Origin of the sequence: Pseudomonas sp. S4_EA_1b, from assembly GCF_016307435.1 — a bacterium.
GTDB classification, from domain to species: Bacteria; Pseudomonadota; Gammaproteobacteria; order Pseudomonadales; family Pseudomonadaceae; genus Aquipseudomonas; species Aquipseudomonas rhodesiae.
Window position 1 is genome coordinate 1 of record NZ_JAEILC010000093.1, and the last position, 22,397, is coordinate 22,397.

Here is a 22,397-nt window from a genome sequence, read left to right on the forward strand (position 1 = left end):
GATTAAAGACATCTTTTTTGGCATGAAATGCATCTATTTTTTCGCCCTCCACCCCGTCCACTAATCGCTGAAATGTAGGTTTCCATCCTTTTATCGAGCAGCCTTGAATACAGAATGCTGCGACTTGGACTACCTCTCCGGATATCTGAGAAAATGCTCGAGGGCCAAGATGCAATAACGATACTATTGAGTTCGCGTCTATTATTTTTTTTCGCATCTTCTCGTGTGAAGATAGAAACATCCAGCTTTGCATTGCAACCATCGCTAAATGGCTGCTAGCGTTTAACTGGCGCAATCCGCGCTCCATAAACATTGAATAGATGTCTGTTTTGCTACTCTCATAATATTTTGCAGCAAACCCCTTGAGCTCGGAATTCATCATTCGAGTGCCCATATATGGAGGGTTAGCTATGACTGCATCGTACTTCTGCGCCAGTATCCACGCCTGTTGCAGAAAGGGAATAAGTTGCTCCGCTGCTGGTTTCTGCATCACGTCGCCGTCACGCACCAGTTGTCGCATCTGTTCAAGCAGCTCTCCCAGCGGCTCGGCATCCTCGGCCGGCACCTCGATCAGCGAACCGAAGGTCTTAGCCTGGCTGAAGCGGGCCAGAGTGTTTTTCAGCAGGCTGAATCGGTTGTCGGTCGGTGCGGAGCTAAGGTCGCACTGATCCTGATCGAATAAGTTCTGCGACTGGCCAAGCTGCCAGTCGCTACTCAGATTGAGGGCGCTCCACAGCGCGGACACGTCAAAGTTGCGGCTTTCCTGCAGAGACAGCACATTTAGTTTGAAGCCATTATCAGCCACGCGGCTGAAGATACGCCGGTCGTCCTCACGGGCCAGCATCATCAGAGCGAAGCCGGCGAGCTGCCCGGCGCGGTCGTCGATATCCAGGCCGAACAGGTTATTCCCCAAGATCAGCTGTGGAATATCGCGGGAGCGGAAGCCGCGCTCGGAGTAGATATCCTTGAGCACCTTATAAGCCTCGACCAGGATATGGCCAGAACCGCAGGCTGGGTCGAGTACCTTAATGGTTAGCGGATCGATGCTGTCCGGGGTGATGGCCGCCAGCTGTCCCTGCACATCCGGGCCTTGCTCCGTTGGCTCGATGTAGTAACTCCACTTGGCTTTGAGCGGCGAGTCTGGATAGGTCTGCAGCCACTGGCGGCCCACAGAGTTCTGCACCAGGTACTGGACGATCCAGTTGGGGGTGAACAGTTGGGTGGCGGCGGGAATATCCTCGCTTTTCACCACCTTGCCGATGACCTGATCTTTCCTCTCGGAGATGTAGAACTGGTAAAGCCAGCCGATGATCTCTACGTCCTGCCAGTCCTCTTTGGGAATGGCGCTGACGAGCTCGCGGATCAGCGAGTCGGTCTTGGTCAGGTTGTCCGGCAGCAGCAGCTCAGTGGCGTCGTCGACCGCCTCAAAGAGAAAGGGCATGGCCTTGTGCAGGGCATGGCACTGGGCAAGCAGTAGCTCGCGGTACAGTTCTTCATCCTTGGTGCCGTCGAGTTTCAGTTCGGCAATGCGCGGCCGGTCTAGGCCTTCCAGCTCGATATCTAGGCAGTCGTCAAGGATCTGGAAGCTGCCCGTCTGAGTTGGATGGCTGAGCACACAGCGGCCGTGTTCGAGATACCCCTTTAGCTCCATATAACGGATAGCGCATAGACGGTTGAACCAGCTGTAAGCCGACTGCTCCATGGTCTGAGCAAAGCCCATTTGCTCGACCTTTTTCACCAACGCGGCGCGAGGCCGGATGATGCTGGCCGGGAAAGGCCGATCTTCGATCAGGGCCAGATCGCCTTTCTGCTCCAGCGGCTCGATGCCCATGCTGGGGATGCTGGACTCTCTGATGCCAAACAGCGCCGCGCGCTTGGTCATTGCGGCAATGAAGGCGGTGCGTGCCTTGGGGGCGTAGCGTTTAATGTTGTTGGTGTTCATATGGGCTTTCCCTAATTCTACTTGAGCTGGTATTGCTGCGTTGCTGCGGCCTGGAGCTGGTCTCTCCCTCCTACCGGTCGCGCTGTGTCAGCGAATACGAACGCGTTTGTCTTGCTTAATGGCACTTTCCAGCTCGGCCTTGAGGGCCTCAATAAAGCGGTCAATATCGCTCTGGCTTTCTAGATACAATCCGTTCCCTAGTTTGTTAAACACGCTGGTCGCTGCCACCTCGAATACGGGTTTGGGCTGCGCTACAGGTTTTGAGGTTGGCACGAGGGCAGGCGCTCGGTCTTTTTTGACGCCGCTTGCCGAATTGTCCTGCTCCTGCTGAAGCTTCTGCTGGCGCTCGGCCTCGGCCTGGATGGCACGTTCCAGATCGAATACACCGTCATGCAGGCGCTCGTCGGCGGTCTGGGTTTGCAGCATGTAGATATTGGCGATGCTGGTTTCGGTCTCAAGATCCGCCTTGACCAGCTGTAGCGGGCGCAGCAGCCGGTTACTCAGCTCGGCGGTTTCGATGCCGCTCTTAGTAATCTCGGCCTGCAGTTGGGCGATCTTCTCGTCAACACGCGCCAGGGCATGTTGACGCTTTTCACCTAGGATGCCTGCGTTAATGGCTTCAACCGCTTCAACCAAGGTAGCGACTTGGTGTAATTGGCCGTAGGGCGCGGCGTTCTGTTCGATGGCCTTCAGCTCAGTTAACGCTTTGCGGGCTTTCTCATCTTTATCCAGCGCGGTTTTATTTTTGTCGAAACGACGCAATGCCTGCTGCAGTTGCTGCCAGGTATGCAGCTGGTTGGTGAAGAACTCATGTAAGTCACGGTAGTCCTCTTCCAGATCTAGGAAGTCATCCTTGTTGTCGACCACAACCTTAAAAAAGTCGACGCTGTCAGTGTTGCTGAGCAGGCGCTGCAGGATGAGCAGGGCCTTTTCGACGGCTTCTTTGCCAGGAAAACGCCCGGCGCTAACCGTTGCTTTGTATTTTTCCAGGTTGGTGCGCCAGCTGCCGAAGTGTCCGGAGTAATACTCGAATAATTCCTTCTCGCCTGCGGGGCCAAGGGCGTTGAACAGCTCTTGGGTCAGATTACGTGCTTGCTTGAGTAGTCCTTCGTCGGTCTGGCGCTTCTTCTGCACCGAGATTTCACGACGCTTACGGCTGTTGGTAAGGTACTCGAAGGCGTCCGGCAGCGGCATGCTGGGGCCTGCGGCGTGGAACGAGATATGGCTGGAAGCAGCCAGGCGACCGAGGACCAGCAGGATCTCTCCGTCCGGCCAGCCGTAGGGGCGCTTACTGAAGCGTTCGATGATGTCGGCGACCAGTAAGCGTTCGTTACCGGAGGCGCGCAGTGAGATGAACTGCTCAACTTCCTTGATGGCCTGCGGGTTGCCTTCGTCACCATCGAGGGTCAAGCCGAGTTGGCCGATGTCATTGGTGTGCAGAATGGCGTGGAGTTCACGCTCGGGCTCCTGCTGTAGTACTCGCAGGTAGCCCAGTTTGGTGAAGGTGTTTTCGAGGAGGTACTGGCACGCTTCGTCGAACTTGCTGACGATACTGTTGCTGTTGAGTTTCAAGTGCTGGCCCTGCGCATAGACCTCCGCGCGCTCGGTCAGCTCTTCCAGCAGCAAGCGCAGGCGCTTTTTACGCTCCTGGTTCTCTCGGCCGCGTTCGGCGAGGATCTTGCTCAGCTCAGGTTGGCTGCCGTCGTCGTTGAGGCGGATGAACTTGTTGGTCTTCAGCCAGGTGCGCAGTTCGGTGAAGAAATCCTTGCTATCGGGTAATTTGAACAGTGCCATGCCGGCAGGAGCTTCGTTGCTTTTATTGATGCAGCCGGCTTCGCCATAGAGGGTGTAGTCGAGATCCAGTGGCGAGATCACTTCGGTACGGAGGTCGTGCTCGTAACGGCCTTCCAGGCTGTGGCCGTCGAGGTAGCGACCGATACTGTAGTCGGTCTTGTTGACGCTGTAGCGGAACTTGTTCTTGTCCTTGAGCAGGTCTTTGTAGATCAGGTCCGACAGTGCCTTGTTCTCTTCTGAACCGGCGATCTCTGTGGCCTTGATCTTGCGGGTGATGTCGCGTTCCTCGTTTGTGAGGAAGACAAATTCGTCACCGTTGCGGGTGATCAGGCTTTCCTTTTCGAGGCGCTGGAGGGTTTCTTCGATGCTTCGACGTAGAGCCAGTTTGTCTTCGTCGACCTGTTCAATGGATAGGGTGACGAGGTTGTCGAGGGTGCCCTTGATCAGGTCGACATAGCGGATCATGAACAGAGTGCGCAAGATCTGTACGTCGAAGGCGTCGAGGACGCTGCTTTCGCCCGCCTGGTCGATGGTGCGCTTGACTGCTGTATCGAGGAAGCCTTCGACAGCGCGGTAGAAGCTGTACATGGGAATCAGCGCGCCGAGCGGTTTCTCCGCAATGGCCATGGCTGCCATCTGGAAGGCATCGAGCATGGAACGCTCGCCGTAGGCCAGGTGCGCTCCGGTGGCACCGACCTTGCGGATTTCCTCGAAGACCTTTTGCACCAGCTGGAAGTGGTACGGCGCAAAGGGGTAGTTGCTGATGAAGCTTTCCGGACCATCGAAGTTCTTCAGGGTCGGGCCGGAGCGGTCGAAGGTGATCTGGTTGCGCAGGATGTCGCCTTTAAGTTCCCAGAGGGCGCGCAGCTCGGCTTCAGCTTCCGGTGTTTTACGCAGTAGACGCTTCTGGATGACTTCGTCAGTGTTGGAGCTGGACAGTGAAAGTCGGGTTTTGAAGCGCCCGGCAATTTTCGAGAAATCGTTGGCCTTGGAGGCGGATAGCTCACCCAATACGGCATCCATATCGGCCTGAGAGGTGACGATGATCCAAGCGCGGCCTTTGCAGATGGTGCCGAGGTTTTCGGTGATGGTCTGCAGGGTCAGCATCAGTTTGGTGTCGCTGCCGATGAACTGGCCGACTTCGTCCACCAGGAACAGCACGCGGTGTTTGGCTGGCTGGGTGTCGAGGTATTCCCGCACCCAGTTGCAGAAGTTTTCGACCGAGACGCTGAAGGTTTGTTCGGAGTCTTCGAACCATTTGTGCGCGGCTTCAGCAGACAGATCGAGGGCTGCGGCTACCGCTTGCTCAATGTCATCCTGATAGAACTGATAGCCATCACGCTCCTCATTCCAGTCCATCCCGGTGGAATTATTAAAGGCTTGTTTGAATCGCTCATAGACGCCGCGCTGGGCCAGATGACGCTCCATGTGGGCGATGTGGGGATGGTCGCCACTGAAACCTTGATGCTCGTTGAACACCCGTAGGAAGACATTGAGGATCGGGTTGCCAGCATCGTTGGAGCTGGCTTTGCTGTCGATGTTGAACAAGATGACATCGGCACTGTTGGCAACGGCCTTGTCGATGTCGGCACGGATGGTGGCATCACGCAGTTTGCTCGCATCAAAGAAGGAAACAGCCTTGCGAGCGTTGCCCTGCTCATCGCGCGCTTCGATGTTGGCCAGCAGGTATGACAAGGTCTTGAGGAAGTGCGACTTACCCGAGCCAAAGAAACCGCTGATCCATACGCCCACGCGGTTGGCAATGGAGGGATCGTTCAAGTCAGTACTGTAGGACTCGAAGAAGCTGCGGAAGTGTTTTTCCAGCTCGTTGGTGACAACGTATTCATCCAGCTCTTGGTGCACGGTTGCGTCGTCTGACTGATCCGCCTTAACCACGCCGTTGATCGGGCGATCGAGTTCCTTGAAGAAAATATCTTTAATGCTCACGGCAATCGTCCTTATTGATCAGGGAACCAGCTTGAAGGCGCGGTAGTAGTTGTTGCTGGGAATGCGGTCGAACAAGGCGAGTGACTGCCCTGAGTAATGACCGGGGTAAAAAAGAACCAGAGGCTTGTGGCCAAGCAGCGCGTGTAGCTTGTTGAGAAGGTTGTGGGCGCGAAGAACCGGCCAAACTGAGCCGACACCACTGATTAGCACCACGTCGTGTTGATCGGCGTCGCTATGCTCCATCAGGAAGGGCGCGAATTTGTCCATATGCAGCGGTCCGGACAGAGCCTTGAGCAGCGCGAGGTCACCTTTGGTTTGCTGCATCTTAATGGCTTTTTCAGTGAAGCTGCGTTGATCCAGATATTCGCGCATAGCCTGCAGCAGATTGATATGAGCCACTTTGAGCTGGCTGTGCTTCTTGGCGAGGAACCCCTGCAGAAAATTGAGGTATTCGCGCACCTGCAGCTCATCCTCGGGGGCGTAGTCGAAGATCCAGAAACCGAGCTCATTGCCCAATCCTTGGCTCTTCAAGAACTCTTCGGTGAGGATCTTGTCTGGGATCTGGTTTAGCCGATCCTGCAGTTGCTGATTCATGCGAACACTCCTTATTCCACGCCTACTGTCCGGTGGCATTGGATACTTCCAAACAGGCTTTTATGCGATAGCGGTAGCTGTCATCCAGCAAAACGCGGACCTCTGACCGAATCATCAGTTTTTGTAGTTTCATGTTGCGGGTGCTTTTCAACAGGCCGACCTCGGCCAGCATGCGATAGACGACCTGCGCCATCTTCTTACGGCTGGACTCCGTCCAGGTGGTGATGGTCGAATCTCGATGGCTGCGTTCATCCAGAAACTCATTCCAGTGGTAGGGTTCGAGCACGCCGGCGCGGGTGACGAAAGCGTCTTTGAGGACGGTCTCGATGAATTCGACGAGCAGCAGGTTGCGTTCCAAGGCCGAGCAGAAAACCACTTGGGTGGCGAGTTCATCATCTCCATCTCGAATTGCCCTCCAGAAAGGGGCATCCAGTCGCTCCAGTCGCTTGCGGATGGCGTGAGCCACACGCTTGGCCGAGGCTAGTGCGCGTTTCTGCAGCCGGTTCTGTTGCTGTATGGCCTCATGCCATTGCTCAGGGCTGGCGTCCTGCAACAGCAGGTCTGCAACGATGCGTGATTCACGCACCTGCAACGAGCCGCCGATTAAGTCAGAGCCGTAATGGAAGCTATGCATGCCTATTCCCCATCACTGCTAAAAAGGAAGGGAGTTAGCTTGGCGCGATCAGCTGGAAGCAATTGCAATGGATGCTCGCGTACTCGCTCGGCTTCCTCTGCGGTGATGGCCGCCTGATAGCGTTGAAGGGTGTAGTGGGCAAGTGCTGTGCTAACAGTCAGCTGTAGGCGTCCTTCTGGCATGCCGAAATCGCGTTCTACTAAAGACTTTTGGGCATCACTGAGTAGCTCATTAGGGATCAGTGTCAGGTTGACTTGGTCGTGCCAGCTACTGTCTGTACTTGATAATGGGGCGTGAGCGTCGCACGATTTTGGCGTGCGACAGATACGTGAGAGCAAAAAGTCGCGGAAGGCTTGGCGCTTATGGCACCAAGCGCGAACGTGCCAGCGAAAACCGGTATAAACGAGCGTGTGAGGTGAAATCACGCGTTCATGAATTTGCGGGTTGGACATGGAGGCGTAGAGTATTTTCAGGCTGCCGGCATTGCGGCAGGCTCTGATTAACTCGCGAACCACTTCAGGGCGGGCTGCACGGTCTGGAAGTTGGACAGTAGTGACGCTGGGGTGGGCTTCCAAAATTTCAGACACGGGCTGATCAGATTGATCGCCGATGAGTGCCATGTACTCATTGATGTGCCCAGCGCTCAGTACGGGCTGAAAGCCAGCCGTCGGGACATAGCCTTTAACTGCAGGGCTGTGAATTAGCGAGCCTGGATTGAATTCGCTGTTATAGCGATTGATGTCGGAAGAAGCTTGCTGGCGGCTGATGCCAAACCATGTCATCAACTGAGTGGTGACCAGGCGACCCTCCCAATAGCTGATTAGCTCTATCGCGCGTAGCCTGAGGAGGGCTTCGTGTTTGGGGAGCGGCATTGGCATTCCTGAATGTGAGCTGGTCCAGATGATGCCTGATACGAGGCAGCAGTGTAAATTTATTTACTGTAAAGTTTTTTGCGTTTTGATTGATATCGAGTGGATTGCTGATAGCGTCGGTGCCGGGTGCGTGAAAATTAACGCCGATCGATTATTAACGAGCGCAATTCGTAAGCCCTATTTACAAGTTCACTTGGCCGGGCCGCATTGTCAGTAGCTAGCTTGAACAGAGAAAAATAAAGAGCCCAATACTCTTGGATGCGGATGCGGATGCGGATGCGGATGCGGATGCGGATGCGGATGCTGAAGCCTGTAGTGCGGAAGACGGAGCTGCCGAGCGGGTCATCGTCGCCGAGCACCACATTCAGTCCCCACTAGGGCCTGCAGGCATTGTCTTTGGCCAGCGAAGGGCAACCGTCAACAAAACGCACACAACAATGGATCTCCGCCCGCCATATGCTGCTTTTTTTCCTGTCTGCACGAGGAACCTGCTGCAAAACTTGACCTGTATATCCGCCCAATATTCCCCTGTAGTGTTTAACGACATATCGTCTGCGTGTACGAAATTTTGGCCCCGATCGCTGGAGCCTAAATCAAGGAGGATTTGATGTTTTCTATGTCATGCAGATCATCGCCAGGCGGGCGAAAGGGGGTATGGAGTTGAGTGATCATGCCGTTCAGCGCTGTACCCAGCGGGGAATTCGTGCGCTTCAGGATGAGTGGTTGCGCAAATTTGGTGTGCGAATCTGGAAGTACGGCGCCGAGATTTAACTGTTTGATCATGATGTGTTCGATGGCCTGCTACAAAGCGTGTGCAGCCAGGATCGACAACTCGCCAAAAAATCCCGCAACAGTTATGCGGTGATGAGTGCCGATCGTGTCATTACGGTCGGTCATCGAAACACCTCTTTTTGGCTCGAAAAACCGGTCTGCGCTCAGCAGCTGCGCTTGGCCTGGTTCCGATTTTGAAGGCGTTCAGGGCGAATCTGGCCCTAGTGTACTAACAGCTTTTCCGATGCCGGCACCCAGGTGTTGGCGACAGTCTAAGAATGTGGGAGTGGTTTATGCAGGACGCTGACGAGTTGAAGCCTGGCTTCATGATTATCCACAGCAATCGTCTCGATGATTTGCGAGCCTTGGCTGTGAATTGGATGCAGCGTTATCCGCTGGCACCACTGGAAAACGAAGTTGTGCTGGTCCATAGCAATGGTATTTCTCAGTGGCTCAAGCTGGCCCTGGCAGATGACCCTCAAGTAGGCGGTTGCGGCATTGCAGCTGCGCTGGATGTGCAGTTGCCGGCACGTTTTCTGTGGCAAGCCTATCGATCAGTGCTGGGTAAGGACTCAACACCTGAAACCTCGCCACTGGACAAGACTCCCCTGAGCTGGCGGCTGATGCGCTTGCTGCCGCAGCTGATGAGCAAGCCTAATTTCCAGAGCCTGCAGCGGTTTCTGGAGCAGGACGACGATCTGCGCAAGCGTCATCAGTTAGCCGAGCGTCTGGCCGATTTGTTCGATCAGTACCAGGTGTACCGTGCGGACTGGCTGGAAGACTGGGCTGAAGTCCGCGACCAGCTCAAGCAGATCAATGGCATACCCAACCCGCTGGATGCCGATAATCTCTGGCAGGCTGACCTGTGGCGCGAGCTGTTGCTGGATGTCGGCGAAGGCGCGCTTGAGCGCAGCCGAGCAGGTGTCCATAAGCGCTTTGTTGCCCGCTTGCAGTCGGTGGAGCAGGCTCCGCAGGGCCTGCCGCGGCGGATCGTGGTGTTTGGTATTTCGTCGATGCCGGCTCAGGTGCTCGAAGCCCTGGCGATGCTCTCGCGTTTCAGTCAGGTGCTGCTCTGCGTGCATAACCCCTGTCGTCACCACTGGATCGATATCGTCGCCGACAAGGATCTGCTGCTGCACAGCTACAAACGTCAGCAGCATAAGGTCGTCAGCCTGGCACTGGGCGCGGATTCGCTGCATCAAAATGGTCAGCCGTTGCTGGCCGCCTGGGGCAAGCAGGGTCGCGACTATATCAATCTTCTCGACAGCTACGATGACCCCTCCAGCTACCGGCATCTGTTTGACGACGTGAACGGCGGACGAATCGACCTGTTCAGCGAAGAGGAGGCACCGACGCTGCTATCGCAGTTGCAGGACGACATTCTGGAACTGCGCCCACTGGCTGAAACTCGCGAACACTGGGCGCCGGTACTGTCGGACAAGGATCGCTCGGTACGTTTCCATGTGGCGCACAGCCCCCAGCGAGAAGTGGAAATCCTCCATGACCAGCTGCTGGCCCGTTTCAGTGCAGACTCGGGGCTCAGCCCGCGTGATGTGATTGTCATGGTCCCGGACATCAATGCGTATGCGCCGCACATCGAGGCAGTCTTCGGGCAAGTGCCTTACCACGACCCGCGTTACATCCCGTTTACTCTCGCCGACCAAGGGCAGCGTGGTCGCGAGCCGCTGTTAATCGCGCTGGAACACTTGCTCAAGCTGCCGCAGAGCCGTTTTGCGGTCAGCGATATTCTTGACCTGCTTGATGTACCCGCGCTTCGTGCCCGCTTTGGCGTCACCGAGGCCGATCTGCCTACGCTGCATCGCTGGATTGAAGGATCCGGTATCCGCTGGGGACTCGATGGAGCGCAGCGTGAAAGCCTGGACATGCCAGCCGGGCTTGAACAAAACACCTGGCGCTTCGGCTTGCGCCGCATGCTGCTGGGATATGCCGCGGGCAAAGGCCCGGCGCTGGACGGCATCGAGCCTTACGACGAAGTCTCCGGCCTCGAAGCCGCGCTGGCAGGCCCGTTGCTTACCCTGCTCGATCACATGGAAATCGCCCGTCTGGACTTGCAGCAACCCACAGTGCCGAAGGTTTGGGTTGAGCGTTTCCAGTCGCTGCTCAAGGTGTTTTTCCGGCCCGTTGGCGAGGCCGATGAATTGCTCGTCAACCAACTGCTGAAGATTCTCGATGACTGGCTGAAAACCTGCAACCAGGCTGAGTTTGATGAGGCGGTGCCGCTGAGCGTTGTCCACGAAACTTGGCTTGGCGGCATGGATCAGGGCGGCCTGTCCCAACGCTTCCTGGCGGGCGCGGTGAATTTTTGTACCTTGATGCCGATGCGTGCGATCCCCTTCAAGGTGGTGTGCTTGCTTGGCATGAATGATGGCGACTACCCTCGCCAGCAGTCCCATGTCGACTTCGACCTGATGCGTCATGACTACCGTCCCGGTGACCGTTCCCGCCGTGAGGATGACCGCTACCTGCTGCTTGAGGCGCTACTGTCGGCCAGGGATCAGCTGTATGTCAGTTGGGTGGGGCGCAATATCCGCGACAACAGTGAGCGGGTGCCATCGGTTTTGATCGGGCAACTGCGCGATCACCTGTCGACCGGTTGGCGACTGAGCGGTAGCGAGGAGAATCCGAAGGCGCTGATTGACGCTCTGACCCTGGAACACCCGCTGCAGCCCTTTAGCCCTTCGTACTTTGCGAATCTGTCGGGACCGGATGGTCTGTTCACCTATTCCCATGAGTGGCGCAACGTCCATACGGTTGCCGAGGCAGTGCAGGCGCCGATCGAGCTGACACCGCTCCAGCAAGACACGCCTTTGAACCTGCGCCAACTGGCGGGTTTTCTGCGCGATCCAGTGGCTGCGTTCTTTCAACAGCGCCTCAAGGTACATTTCGACAGTGATGAAATGGTCAGCCGCGATGAGGAGCCTTTTGAGCTGGACGCGCTGGAGAATTGGCAGCATCAGGAAACCTTGAGCCAATCACTCAAACGCTGGGTCGAGGAGTCCTATCAGCCCGAGCATATGGACGCCCAGCTGGAACAGCATGTGCAGCGTTTGCAACGGGAGGGCAAATTGCCCTTGGCGGCATTCGGCTCACTGAGTGCGGCCAAGCTTGCTGGACCGCTTCCTGATCTGATGGCGCGTTACCACGCGGCCATTCAGGAATGGAGCGAGGTAGAGCCAGGCCAGATCGAGCTCAGGTGCGAGCCGACGGATTCGACGCCAGGCTTCGTCGACTGGCTGGGCGGGCTACGCCGTAACGCCGGGAAGGACTTGGCCTACGTGCAACTGGTGAGCAACAAACTGCTCACCGACGACGGTTTTCGTTGGCATAACCTAGTCCGTCTCTGGGTACGGCACCTTGCTTTGCAGCTGGGTACCGAGCCGTGCACGACGATTTTGGTTTGTCTCAACGGCAATGTGCTGTTCCCGCCATTGAGCAAGGCTACTGCGCAAGACCATCTGCAGCACTTGTTGCAATACTGGGTCGAGGGCATGTGCGAACCGCTGCCGGTTGGCTGCAAGACTGCTTTCGCCTGGTTGTCGGGCAGTGGGGGCGCGGCTCTGGACCAGGCCAGGGAAACATTCGAGGGCGGCTATATGGTGACCGGGGAGGTCGCCAGTTCGGCCGCCTTGCGCCGCGCTTATCCCGACTTCGATGCATTGTCTGGTGATGGACGATTTACGTTGTTGGCCGAACACCTGTATGGCCCTCTGTTTAACCATCTTTCATCTGCTGGCGCAGGGAGCGACCTATGAATCCCGTGAATCTGGAGTCTCTGAATTTTCCGTTACACGGCAGCCGTCTGATCGAGGCTAGCGCCGGGACCGGCAAGACATTCACTATTGCGTTGCTGTATGTGCGGCTGGTGCTTGGGCACGGCGGCGCGAATGCATTCAAAGAGCCGCTCAATCCTCCGCAGATTCTGGTCGTGACTTTTACCGACGCCGCCACTCAGGAATTGCGGGATCGTATCCGCCTGCGTTTGAGTGAAGCCGCGCATTGTTTCGCCGAGCCCCTCGGTAGTCACGATTCGTTATTGGAGCAACTACGCGCTGATTATCCGGCTGAGCAGTGGCCCAATTGCGCCCGTCGCCTACAACTGGCCGGCGAGTGGATGGATGAGGCGGCGGTCTCGACCATCCATGGCTGGTGTTATCGGATGTTGCGTGAGCATGCCTTCGACAGCGGCAGCCTGTTCACCCAGACGCTGGAAACCGATCAGAGCGAATTGCTGGCCGAGGTGGTGAGGGATTACTGGCGGCGGCATTTTTATGGGCTATCGCTGGATCAGGCTGAGGTGATCGCCGACTATTTCAGCGGGCCTCAAGAGTTGGGTCAGCTGCTCTCGTCCTTGCTGGCGCGACGTACTGCGAGCTTCATGCATGGCGGCGCAGTATTGCCTGCCCCCGGAACCCTGGCGGCCTTGCTCAAGGCGCCTGCTGACTGGAAGGTCAGCCTCTCTGCATTGGAGCAGCTCGCACGAACGACATGGCGCGATGACCGGCAGCAGATTGAACAATTGCTGCACGGCATGCGCAGCAAGCTGCATGGCAATACCTATCGGGGCGTCAAGGATGATCAGGTATTTGCCGGGTGGCTTGAGGCCTTGGCGAACTGGAGCCAGGGCCAGACCGCACCTGGCAATCTGAGCAAGTTTGGTCAGGAGCGTTTCAAGCTCACCGGTGGCGCACAGGCCCCATCGCATCCAGCGTTCGCAGCCATCGACGCCTTGGCGGACCATCAAGCAAGCAAGCAGGACATTCGGGCCCAGTTGCTACTTCATGCGCTGGCTGAAATCAGCGAGCGTTTCGATACCGAAAAACTGCGCCGCGCCGAAATCGGCTTCGATGATCTGCTCAATCGGCTCGATGCGGCGCTGCAGAGGCAGTCGGGTGAGCGACTGGCAAAAACTGTTCGTGAGCAGTATCCGGTTGCCTTGATCGATGAATTTCAAGACACCGACCCTGTGCAGTACCGGATTTTCGAGAGCATCTACCGCATCGCCGACAACTCGCCGGACAGCGGCCTGTTCATGATCGGTGACCCCAAGCAGGCGATCTATGCCTTCCGTGGCGCGGATATCTACACCTACCTGAGCGCCCGTGAAGCCACCAGTGGACGACATTACACCCTGGGTAAAAACTTCCGCTCTACCGAGGCCATGGTGACGGCCGCCAACCGCTGTTTCGAGTTTGCCGAAGGACATCCGCGAGCGGCCTTTCGGTTTGCCCGGGAAGGCTTTGCCAATCCAGTGCCGTTTTCCGCCGTGCTTGCCAAGGGGCGCGAGGCGCGTCTGGAAATAGGCGGTGAGGCCGCTGCCGCGATGACGTTGTGGAGCCTACCCGGCACTGACGGCATGATCAGCACCGGGGCGTACCGGCGAGGCATGGCAGAAGCAGCGGCTTCGGCTATTCAATCCTGGTTGGTGCCGGATGGTGCCCAGCAAGCAGGTCTGCGTCAGCCCAATGGCAGCTTCGTTGCCCTGAGACCGGCCGACATCGCGATTCTGGTGCGCAATCGAACCGAAGCCGAGGCCATCCGCAAGTCGCTGTCCCAGCGCAAACTGGCCAGCGTATATCTGTCTGATCGCGACTCGGTGTTTGACAGTCCAGAAGCCCAGGACCTGCTTTATCTGCTGCGTGCCTGCGCTGAGCCTTCAGTGGATCGCCTGCTCAGGGCGGCGCTGGCGACGCGCAGCATTGGCTTAAGCTGGCTGACGCTGGAGCAGCTCAACCATGACGAACTTTACTGGGAGCAACAGGTTTTACGCTTCCGGGATTATCGTCATCTCTGGCAGCAGCAAGGTGTGCTGCCGATGCTGCGCAAACTGATGGCAGACTTTCAGATACCCGCGCGTTTGTTGCTGCAGACCGACGGCGAACGCAGCCTGACCAACTTGCTGCATCTGGCCGAATGGCTGCAGCGTAGCGCCACTGAGCTGGACGGCGAAAATGCATTGATTCGTCACTTGGCCGAGCAGCTGCAAGCTGCCAGTGAAGAAGAAATACTGCGTCTGGAAAGCGATGCTGATCTGATTAAAGTCATCACCGTCCACAAATCCAAGGGGCTGGAGTATCCACTGGTTCTGCTGCCATTCATTTGCAACGCGACTGAACTCAATGGTCGTAGCAAGTCGCCGCCGATGTTCCATGGCGACGATGACGGCGAGTTGTGCATCGAATTGGGCAAGTCCGAGGCAGCCAGGGTGGCGTATGAAAAAGCCAACGACGAGCGTCTGGGCGAGGAAATGCGTCTGCTCTATGTGGCATTGACCCGTGCCCGTTACGCCACCTGGCTGGGTATCGCAGCAGTGGGTCGCTCCAATGGCAAGGCGACCGATCTGGATAAAGGCGGCCTGGGTTATCTGCTGGCTGGCGGTGACAAGATTGTTGCCGGGCAACTTGAATCGCTTTTGTCCGACCTGCGCGGGGACTGCGAACACATCGTCTGTGAACCAGCACCCGAGGCCACGGATGATTGTTATACACCACCACTAAAAGCCGAGCTCAGCCAGGCATTGATCCCATTGCATAAGCCCGCCTCAAACTGGTGGATCGCCAGCTACTCGGCACTGTCCATCGCCGACGGCAACCAATTGATGGGCTCCGAAGCTGGTCAGCGGCTTGAGCCTGCCACGGCCCTGGAGGCGAACCTCACCGAGGAGGGCCTTGCTGTGGATGAAATAGTCGCGACGCTTCCTGCGGGTCCGGGCATTCACGGTTTTCCCCGTGGCGCAGGCCCCGGTACTTTCCTGCATGGGTTGTTCGAGTGGGCGGGTAACGAAGGCTTCGCGAAAGCTCAGGCCATGCCCGAGTCGATCGACAGCACAGTTGGCCGCCGTTGCAACCTGCGAAGCTGGGAAACCTGGATCGAACCACTGGCAGCTTGGCTCAAATCCTATCTGAGTACACCGCTGCGTTTTGACGGCAGCTCGGTCAGCCTGAGTGGCTTGAGCACCTATCAGGTGGAGATGGAGTTCTGGTTTTCCAGTCAGTCGGTAAATGTCCAGCAGCTCGACAAATTGGTGCGCCAATATACCTTGAATGGCGAACCGCGACCGGTACTCAATCCCGGCCAGCTGAACGGTATGTTCAAAGGCTTTATCGACCTGACGTTCGAACATCAGGGGCGCTACTACGTGGCCGACTACAAGTCCAACTGGCTGGGCCGCAATGACGACAGTTATGACGCTGCATCGATGGCCGAAACCATGCTCAGCAAGCGCTACGACCTGCAGTTCTGCCTCTATCTGCTGGCCCTGCATCGGCAATTGAAGTTGCGCCTACGTGACTATGACTACGACCGGCACATGGGCGGTGCTGTGTATCTATTCGTGCGCGGGCACCATTCTGCCAGCCAGGGTGTGCATTTCGAAAGACCGCCTCGCCAACTCATCGAACAAATGGACAGACTTTTCATGGGCCAGCACACGGAGGTGGCAGTATGATCCTGACACTCAAACAACTCAGTGACAGCCAGCGCAGCAGCGACGCACCTGCGATTGCCCTGTCTCAGGCTTCTAGCCAGGATTTGCTGCAGCAGTTGGAGCTTTGGGTGACCCGCGGTTGGCTGCGCGCCCTGGATCGTTCAATGGCCGCGTTCGTCCTGGAGCAGGACCCCCAAGCGCCGCCAAGTGTCCTGTTGGCGATTGCGATGACCAGCCATCAATTGGGCCGAGGGCATTCCTGTCTCGATCTGACGGCAACCCTCAGCGCGCCGGACTTCGTCCTTTCGCTGCCGCCTGAAGGCGATGAAGGTGGACAGCTACCATCGCAGTGGTTGCACGGTTTGGATGCGGTCACCTGGCGCCAGGCGCTGGCTGCCAGTGATCTGGTCGAAGACCGCGACACCCCAATACGTTACTCGGAGCGCCCCTTGGTGCTCGCCGGGCAACGCTTGTACCTGCGACGCTTTTGGAACTACGAGCAGAAAATTGCCAAAGCGCTCAGCGCTCGACTGACTCAGCCGCCGATCACCCCCGATCATTTGTCCAAACGGCTCGATGAATTGTTTCCAGAATCGGCCAAGGACGGTGGTCAGCGGATCACCGATTGGCAAAAGCTGGCCTGTGCGTTGGCTGCTCGTGGGCATTTCAGCGTGATCACCGGCGGGCCTGGCACCGGCAAGACCACGTCGGTGGTGCGCCTGCTGGGGCTGCTGCAGACCCCGGCCGTCGAGGCTGGCAAACCCTTGCGCATTCGCTTGGCCGCGCCGACTGGCAAAGCGGCTGCACGCTTGTCGGAGTCCATCGGCAAGGCGGTCAGCGAACTGCAAGTGACGGACGACGTTCGCCGGGCCATCCCCACCGATGTTTCGACGCTGCATCGCTTGCTGGGCAGTCGTCCCGACTCGCGCAACTTTATTCACCATCAGGACAATCTTCTCGCGCTGGATGTGTTGGTGGTCGATGAAGCATCGATGATTGATCTGGAAATGATGGCCTGCCTGCTCGATGCCTTGCCGCTGCAGGCACGCTTGATCATGCTCGGCGACAAGGACCAGTTGGCCTCTGTCGATGCTGGCGCCGTGCTGGGTGACCTGTGTCGCGACGCCGAGGCTGGGCGTTACTCTGCGGCGACCAGCGCCTGGCTCACTGAACACACCCACGAAGCAGTTGAGGCGACGGGCCTGCAACTTGGCGAGGGCCTAGGCGACCCTTTGGCGCAGCAGACAGTGATGCTGCGTTACTCGCGACGTTTCGATGCCAACAGAGGCATAGGACGCCTGGCAAAGCTGGTCAACGAAAAGAATGCTGGCGAGGCTCGTCAACTGCTCGAACATCCGCCGGAACAACTGTTCAGCTTGAAACTGCGAGGCGAACAAGACAGCAAACTTACCCGTCTAATTATCGATGGTCATCCCGAGGCTGACGGCAAGCCCCCGGGCTATCGCTATTACCTGGAGCAATTGCAACAGCTGCGGCCGGCAACTGGCACTGTCTGGAACAGCGATGGCTGGGTGCAATGGGCGAGCAATGTTCTCAAAGCCTTCGATGAGTTCCGGCTGCTTTGCGCCTTGCGCCGTGGCCCTTGGGGCGTAGAAGGATTGAATCTGCGCGTGGCCGGCGAGCTGAAACATCGCAAACTGATCGACACCGACCATGGCTGGTACGAAGGCCGACCAGTGCTGGTCACCCGTAATGACTACAGCCTGGGATTGATGAATGGCGACATCGGCATAGCGCTCTACCTTCCTGTGCCCGATGACAGTCAACCCGGACGCATGATCCTGCGGGTGGCGTTCCCCCGCAATGACGGCACTGGCGATGTACGCTTTGTCTTGCCCAGCCGGCTGGTTGAAGTCGAAACGGTCTACGCCATGACCGTGCATAAATCCCAGGGCTCGGAATTCAACCACACCGCGTTGCTGCTCCCGGATGCGCTAAACCCGGTGCTGACCAAGGAGCTGCTCTACACCGGCATTACCCGCGCGAAAAACTGGTTTAGCCTGATTGAGACCGGCCCAGGGGTGTTTGAGGGCGCGGTGAGCCGCAATGTACAGCGTTTGAGTGGGCTGGCATTGCAGTTAAAGGCTGAGTTGTCCAAAGAGGCTCAACGATGATCGGTATCAAGGGATTACCCCGCAACCTTGCACAGGTGCGGGCCCTGTTGCACGCGCATCTCGAAGAACATCGGCACCTGCCGGAAAGTACTCGGCTGCGGGACCTGGGCTCGGAAAAAGCGGTGGTGCAGGATTATTCGGGACGGGTTGTCTTCGAGCTGCTGCAAAACGCCCTTGATCGCGCTACTGGCCATATTTTGCTTCGCTGGGATCGACAACGACAGATTTTCGAAGTCGCCAACGATGGACGCGCGATCACGACCCAGAGCGTGGACGGGCGTCGCTCCGATATTCAGGCGTTGCTGAGTATGCATTCGAGCAGCAAATCAGCTGGCGAAAGCATTGGCAATAAAGGTGTCGGCTTTCGTTCGGTATTTGGTGCCGGCAGTCAGGTCGAGGTCTGGAGTCGTGCTGAAGATGGCCATTGTTGGGGCATGCATCTGCAACATCCGGCGCGCTTCGCGGTGGCCGTTGACGGTTGGATCAGCCAGGACGCGGCCAGCTTTTACGCGCCGCTGATGCTCTCGGCCCAGCCAGAACTCGATTCAGAGCATGTCACACTGATTCGCTTGCAGGACATCAGAAAACCTGAGGTCGTTGCCAGCATTGAGGCATCCATGGCGGAGTTGAGCCGTGGACCGCTGGCCTTCCTGCAGGAGCGCTCCGCACTTGGCTTGCGCATTACCTTGAGTGTCGCAGGGGAGCAGGACGTCACCCATGTTATCGACGCCAAGAATTACCTGGCGATGGCGCAGCGGCACATGGCATTCCCGGTCGAAGTGCGTGCCAGTACCGGGTTGGATCTGGACGTCGCTGATGTGCGGGTGATTGCGTCCAATGACCCGAGCAACTCGCGCTACTGGTCCTATTTGCCCACCGAACAGCCTGCCGGGTTTGGCGTTCAGATTCACGGCGACTTCTACTTGAGCAATTCGCGCCGTCACCTGACGCTGCGAAAACTGGAAGGCACCGGGCAAGCGACTGACCCGGCTGGGTGGAATGCGACTTTGGTGCATCTGGCCGCTGAGTGCATTGTTGAGCTCTGGCAAACGCCGGAAGTTTGCCTGGCTGAAACATTCTGGGAATACGCCACGCCGCGTGCCTGTACTTGCCCGCACCTGAAACGCGAAGTCGCCACGCTGTTCTGGCAGGCGCGCGGAGCGGTATTTGAAAGCATGGTGAAGAAGAGTTTTTCGACTGGCCGGACATGGCCTCTGGTGCGCTACCGACAGCTGTTCGAGGCGCTTGAAGCCTGGGCGGATTACGCTTATCGCAACCTGAAGCTCGGTTATCTTTCATCGCACCGTGAATATCTGCTAGCGCGGATTCAGGCCAGTGGCGCCAAGGTCCTGCCGATTGTCAGCGAGGGGTTGGAGGAGAATGCGCCTGTCCTGCGCGCGCAGCCGCTGGTTCAAATTGCCAGGGGGCAGCATCGTGGTGCCGAAGTCGACCGCATCTACTACCGCCGCTCAGGGCTTGAAAATCAAACCGAGCTGGCTCAAGTGATCATGCGTCAGAAGTCCTTTATTACGACCTTCACGCCTGCATTGGATATGTCACTCGCGCAGCAAGGACTGATCAACTTTGATCGACCAGAAATACTCGCGCAACTGCGTCCAGGGGACAACGAAGACGATCATGTCGAGCTGGTCTGCGCCGCGCTGGCCTTGGCCGGTCATGAGGGCACTGGCGGCGTTGGCTCGTTTTTGCGTCGGGCGAAGGAGCATGGTGTCGGCGCGGCCTGGCGTTTTGTTAGCAAGGAAACTGCCGCCAGTGCTGGTGTAAGCCTGGCCAGCCTGATGGTGAAAGGGATGGATGGCCATTGGCATGCCGCACAGGCGTGTGCACGAGTCAAAGGACCGTGGCCGCAACTGGATGAGCTCTGGCTGGCTGAAGTTGTGGACGGTATTGTGCCGTCGCCCACCATCGATGATCTGTGTCTGCTATTGGGGATTGGCCCTATTCCATTGTCCGCCCCTGAAACGATCGCATTGCCCGATGAGTTGCCGGTCGAAACGATGACCGAGCTTGTTGCGCGCTGGCCATTGCTTTCCGGCTTTCTCGCCCGAGAGGAAGGCCGGTATCTGTTGGCTGCCCTGGAGCGGTGCCGCTGGTTGCACAGCGGCGGTCCGGTGATTATCCGTGACGGGCTGCAGGGCCAGGGTCCCTATGCGCCATTGGATATCTGGCGCCAGCGGAGCAGTGGGGGGTTCAGAACCTTGTTGTTGCCGCGTTTGGAAGTAGAACGAGGCAATGACGCGACCTGGTACGCCCAGCTTGGGATTGCCAATGCACTGGAGACCAATGGCGCCGAGCGGGTGCGCCGCGCTTTTGAGCGCCTGCGGCACATTGATCCGCGCACATTGGACTCGGCGGCGCTGCGTGATTTGCGCGAGCTGTATCGCAGTCTGATGGATTTGACCCTCAAGCACGAAAGCCTGACACCGCCCTTGCTCTATCGAGTCGTCGGCGAAGCGGGGCGCCAACAAGGACTGGCGTGGGGCAGCGCAGGGGACCGCATCTGGCACGATAGCGGGGAAAATCCCACCGCATTGCTCTCGTTCAACGACATCAAATTGTGGGTGGTCAGAAAACTGAGCAAAGAGAACGCCTGCCGCTACGGTTTGGAGCATTTCGAACCGAAAACCGCAAAAATCAGCTGCCACGGTGACAGTAATGATCCGCTGGCGGTGAAGCTGCGTAGCCAGTTGCATTTGGCTATGCCGGATCTGATGGCCGCTGCCAGCGCGGCGCACAACGATTTCAAAGCCAGCAAGGCGTTGGAGATTTTCGCCAGATTGATCATCCGCCACTATGACGATGTCTGGATCGAATGGTCGTTTGACGGCAAGCTCGGCTGCCTGGGCAAAGACTCGGTAGGTGATGTCTTTGAACACGTCACGCAACAGGGGGCGCATCAGCTCTGGTTCGATGGGCCGGATGTGCCCTTGGTCGAATGCGCGCATCCCCTGAGCCAACTGCTGACAGAAAAGCGGGCATTCGGTGCGTTGTTCAAGGATGGGCTGCATGCGTGGAGCAATGCTGCGGATTCTGTCGGTGAAGACGGGCGAGTGTCGGGATCCGTTCAGCGCTTTCGTCGTGAGTATGGAATTTCCGATCAGGAGGTAGCGGAGTTCCGGTTGCGTATTGACGCCCTTGTGTTGACTGCCGAAGAGCGGTTGCTGTGGGTGGCGTCGGTTCGTGAAGTACTGCAAAGCTTCGCGTCGGGCCTGAGCTGCGAGCCATTTCCAGGTATGGTGATCAGACCGGAGATTTTTTTGAATGCCCGGAATGTCGCAGAAGATGAGGTGACAGAGGCATTGGCCGGGATCAGCAAGCTTCGTCCGCTTGTCGACTTCGCAGGCACGCATGCATCGGCGTTGGCTCTGGCCGACACCTTGCCTGCTCTGGCAGCTGCGATTGAAGCGACTCCTCGTGAACGCTGGACTGAAGCGTTGCTGGAACGGTTGCAGAAGGAAGTCAGGGTTGAGCATGCCGACGAGAGCGCACAGCTGAAAATGATGGATTTCGATCCCCAGGTAATCTTGCATCGTCGGTTGGATATTGAGCCGCAAGACCAGGCGCCCTCAACGGATGCTCTGGCATTTGCGAGCGGGAAGTTGGTCCTGAGTGCGCTGCCCGAAGCTCTTGATAAGTTGGGTTTGAAATCGTTCAGTGCAACGCGCGTCAGTATGATTGCCCGCGATGCTCCTCAGGATGAGGATTATTTCATTCGTGATGCCCGGCGCAAGGCGACAGGTGGGTTACGGGCCGAGGAGGCCGTTCTGGACCATTGCGTACCTGAAGCCATGCGCTGGCTCAAAGAGGACCCGGAAGGCTTTCATCAGGGATTGGCCGCGTCTCTGGCGTTTCTTGGGGATGAAGGTCAGCGGCGCTCGACACTGATAACCCGCGAAGAGCAAATGCGCAGCTTGCTTCACGTCGCCGAATACGTCGGTAACGCCGGATTCGATGTGTTGGTTCCCCATGACAGACGCTTTCTGCAGGTCGAGGTCAAACGAGTCGCTCAATTGAAGAGCGGTAGATTCTTCGTGTCTGACAACGAAAGACGGCGCGCGCTGAAATATCGCCAGCAAGAGGTTGATTGGCGACTGTGGCTGGTCTCAAGTGATGGCAAATCACGAGATGTCACCGAGGTGATGAATACCTTTGACAAACACAACGACGCATTACAAACACTCGCGAACGATGGATTACGTCCAGGTGAATGGATGTTTGTGCTCAAGGAATGACATTGAGCCAG

General features: G+C 57.4%; 10 protein-coding genes and 1 pseudogene. 4 read left to right on the top strand and 7 right to left on the bottom strand.

Features of this window, described 5'->3' with window-relative positions; all coding sequences use genetic code 11:
* From pglX to YA0848_RS25510, 7 genes and pseudogenes are all read right to left on the bottom strand, one after another.
* On the bottom strand, positions 1-1,942 hold a 1,942-nt coding region (gene pglX / locus YA0848_RS25480; RefSeq protein WP_198731450.1), incomplete at its 3' end, for a BREX-1 system adenine-specific DNA-methyltransferase PglX.
* Between the two features lie 87 nt (positions 1,943-2,029).
* Complete coding sequence (brxC, locus tag YA0848_RS25485) at positions 2,030-5,683, bottom strand: BREX system P-loop protein BrxC (RefSeq protein ID WP_198712541.1); 3,654 nt, start codon at positions 5,681-5,683, stop codon at positions 2,030-2,032.
* Positions 5,684-5,701: 18 nt separating this feature from the next.
* Complete coding sequence (locus tag YA0848_RS25490; protein WP_198712540.1) at positions 5,702-6,277, bottom strand: DUF1788 domain-containing protein; 576 nt, start codon at positions 6,275-6,277, stop codon at positions 5,702-5,704.
* Between the two features lie 22 nt (positions 6,278-6,299).
* Positions 6,300-6,911, bottom strand: a complete 612-nt coding sequence (locus tag YA0848_RS25495) for a DUF1819 family protein (protein WP_198712539.1) — start codon at positions 6,909-6,911, stop codon at positions 6,300-6,302.
* 2 nt (positions 6,912-6,913) lie between these two features.
* Positions 6,914-7,783 carry a helix-turn-helix transcriptional regulator gene (locus tag YA0848_RS25500; protein WP_153334712.1) on the bottom strand — a complete coding sequence of 290 codons (870 nt, stop codon included), beginning with the start codon at positions 7,781-7,783 and terminating at the stop codon, positions 6,914-6,916.
* A gap of 302 nt (positions 7,784-8,085) precedes the next feature.
* Positions 8,086-8,202: pseudogene (locus tag YA0848_RS25505) on the bottom strand (hydrolase or metal-binding protein); the annotation flags it as partial.
* A gap of 169 nt (positions 8,203-8,371) precedes the next feature.
* The gene (locus tag YA0848_RS25510) at positions 8,372-8,566 is read right to left on the bottom strand and encodes a hypothetical protein (protein WP_198712538.1); all 195 of its coding nucleotides are present in this window, start codon (positions 8,564-8,566) and stop codon (positions 8,372-8,374) included.
* A gap of 281 nt (positions 8,567-8,847) precedes the next feature.
* Here YA0848_RS25510 and recC point away from each other — a divergent pair, with 281 nt between their 5' ends.
* Genes recC through YA0848_RS25530 form a run of 4 tightly spaced genes read left to right on the top strand, consistent with a single transcriptional unit; the run spans position 8,848 to position 22,386 of the window.
* A complete protein-coding gene (gene recC, locus YA0848_RS25515; protein WP_198712537.1) occupies positions 8,848-12,327 on the top strand; it encodes an exodeoxyribonuclease V subunit gamma in 3,480 nt (1,159 codons plus the stop codon).
* The gene (gene recB / locus YA0848_RS25520) at positions 12,324-16,019 is read left to right on the top strand and encodes an exodeoxyribonuclease V subunit beta (RefSeq protein ID WP_198712536.1); all 3,696 of its coding nucleotides are present in this window, start codon (positions 12,324-12,326) and stop codon (positions 16,017-16,019) included. The genes recC and recB overlap by 4 nt, the downstream gene beginning before the upstream one ends.
* A complete protein-coding gene (gene recD / locus YA0848_RS25525; RefSeq protein WP_126588242.1) occupies positions 16,016-18,133 on the top strand; it encodes an exodeoxyribonuclease V subunit alpha in 2,118 nt (705 codons plus the stop codon). Before recB ends, recD begins: the two co-directional genes overlap by 4 nt.
* Positions 18,130-22,386: a sacsin N-terminal ATP-binding-like domain-containing protein gene (locus YA0848_RS25530; protein WP_126588243.1), complete on the top strand. Its 4,257-nt coding sequence runs from the start codon at positions 18,130-18,132 to the stop codon at positions 22,384-22,386. Before recD ends, YA0848_RS25530 begins: the two co-directional genes overlap by 4 nt.
* The last annotated feature ends 11 nt before the right edge of the window (positions 22,387-22,397 follow it).

What these genes read in the sequence shown, in the direction of transcription:
- YA0848_RS25490 (WP_198712540.1), bottom strand. Translation starts at nt 6,277, where the DNA reads ATGAATCAGCAACTGCAGGATCGGCTAAACCAGATCCCAGACAAGATC.
- YA0848_RS25495 (WP_198712539.1), bottom strand. Translation starts at nt 6,911, where the DNA reads ATGCATAGCTTCCATTACGGCTCTGACTTAATCGGCGGCTCGTTGCAG.
- YA0848_RS25500 (WP_153334712.1), bottom strand. Translation starts at nt 7,783, where the DNA reads ATGCCGCTCCCCAAACACGAAGCCCTCCTCAGGCTACGCGCGATAGAG.
- YA0848_RS25510 (WP_198712538.1), bottom strand. Translation starts at nt 8,566, where the DNA reads ATGATCAAACAGTTAAATCTCGGCGCCGTACTTCCAGATTCGCACACC.
- recC (WP_198712537.1), top strand. Translation starts at nt 8,848, where the DNA reads ATGCAGGACGCTGACGAGTTGAAGCCTGGCTTCATGATTATCCACAGC.
- recB (WP_198712536.1), top strand. Translation starts at nt 12,324, where the DNA reads ATGAATCCCGTGAATCTGGAGTCTCTGAATTTTCCGTTACACGGCAGC.
- recD (WP_126588242.1), top strand. Translation starts at nt 16,016, where the DNA reads ATGATCCTGACACTCAAACAACTCAGTGACAGCCAGCGCAGCAGCGAC.
- YA0848_RS25530 (WP_126588243.1), top strand. Translation starts at nt 18,130, where the DNA reads ATGATCGGTATCAAGGGATTACCCCGCAACCTTGCACAGGTGCGGGCC.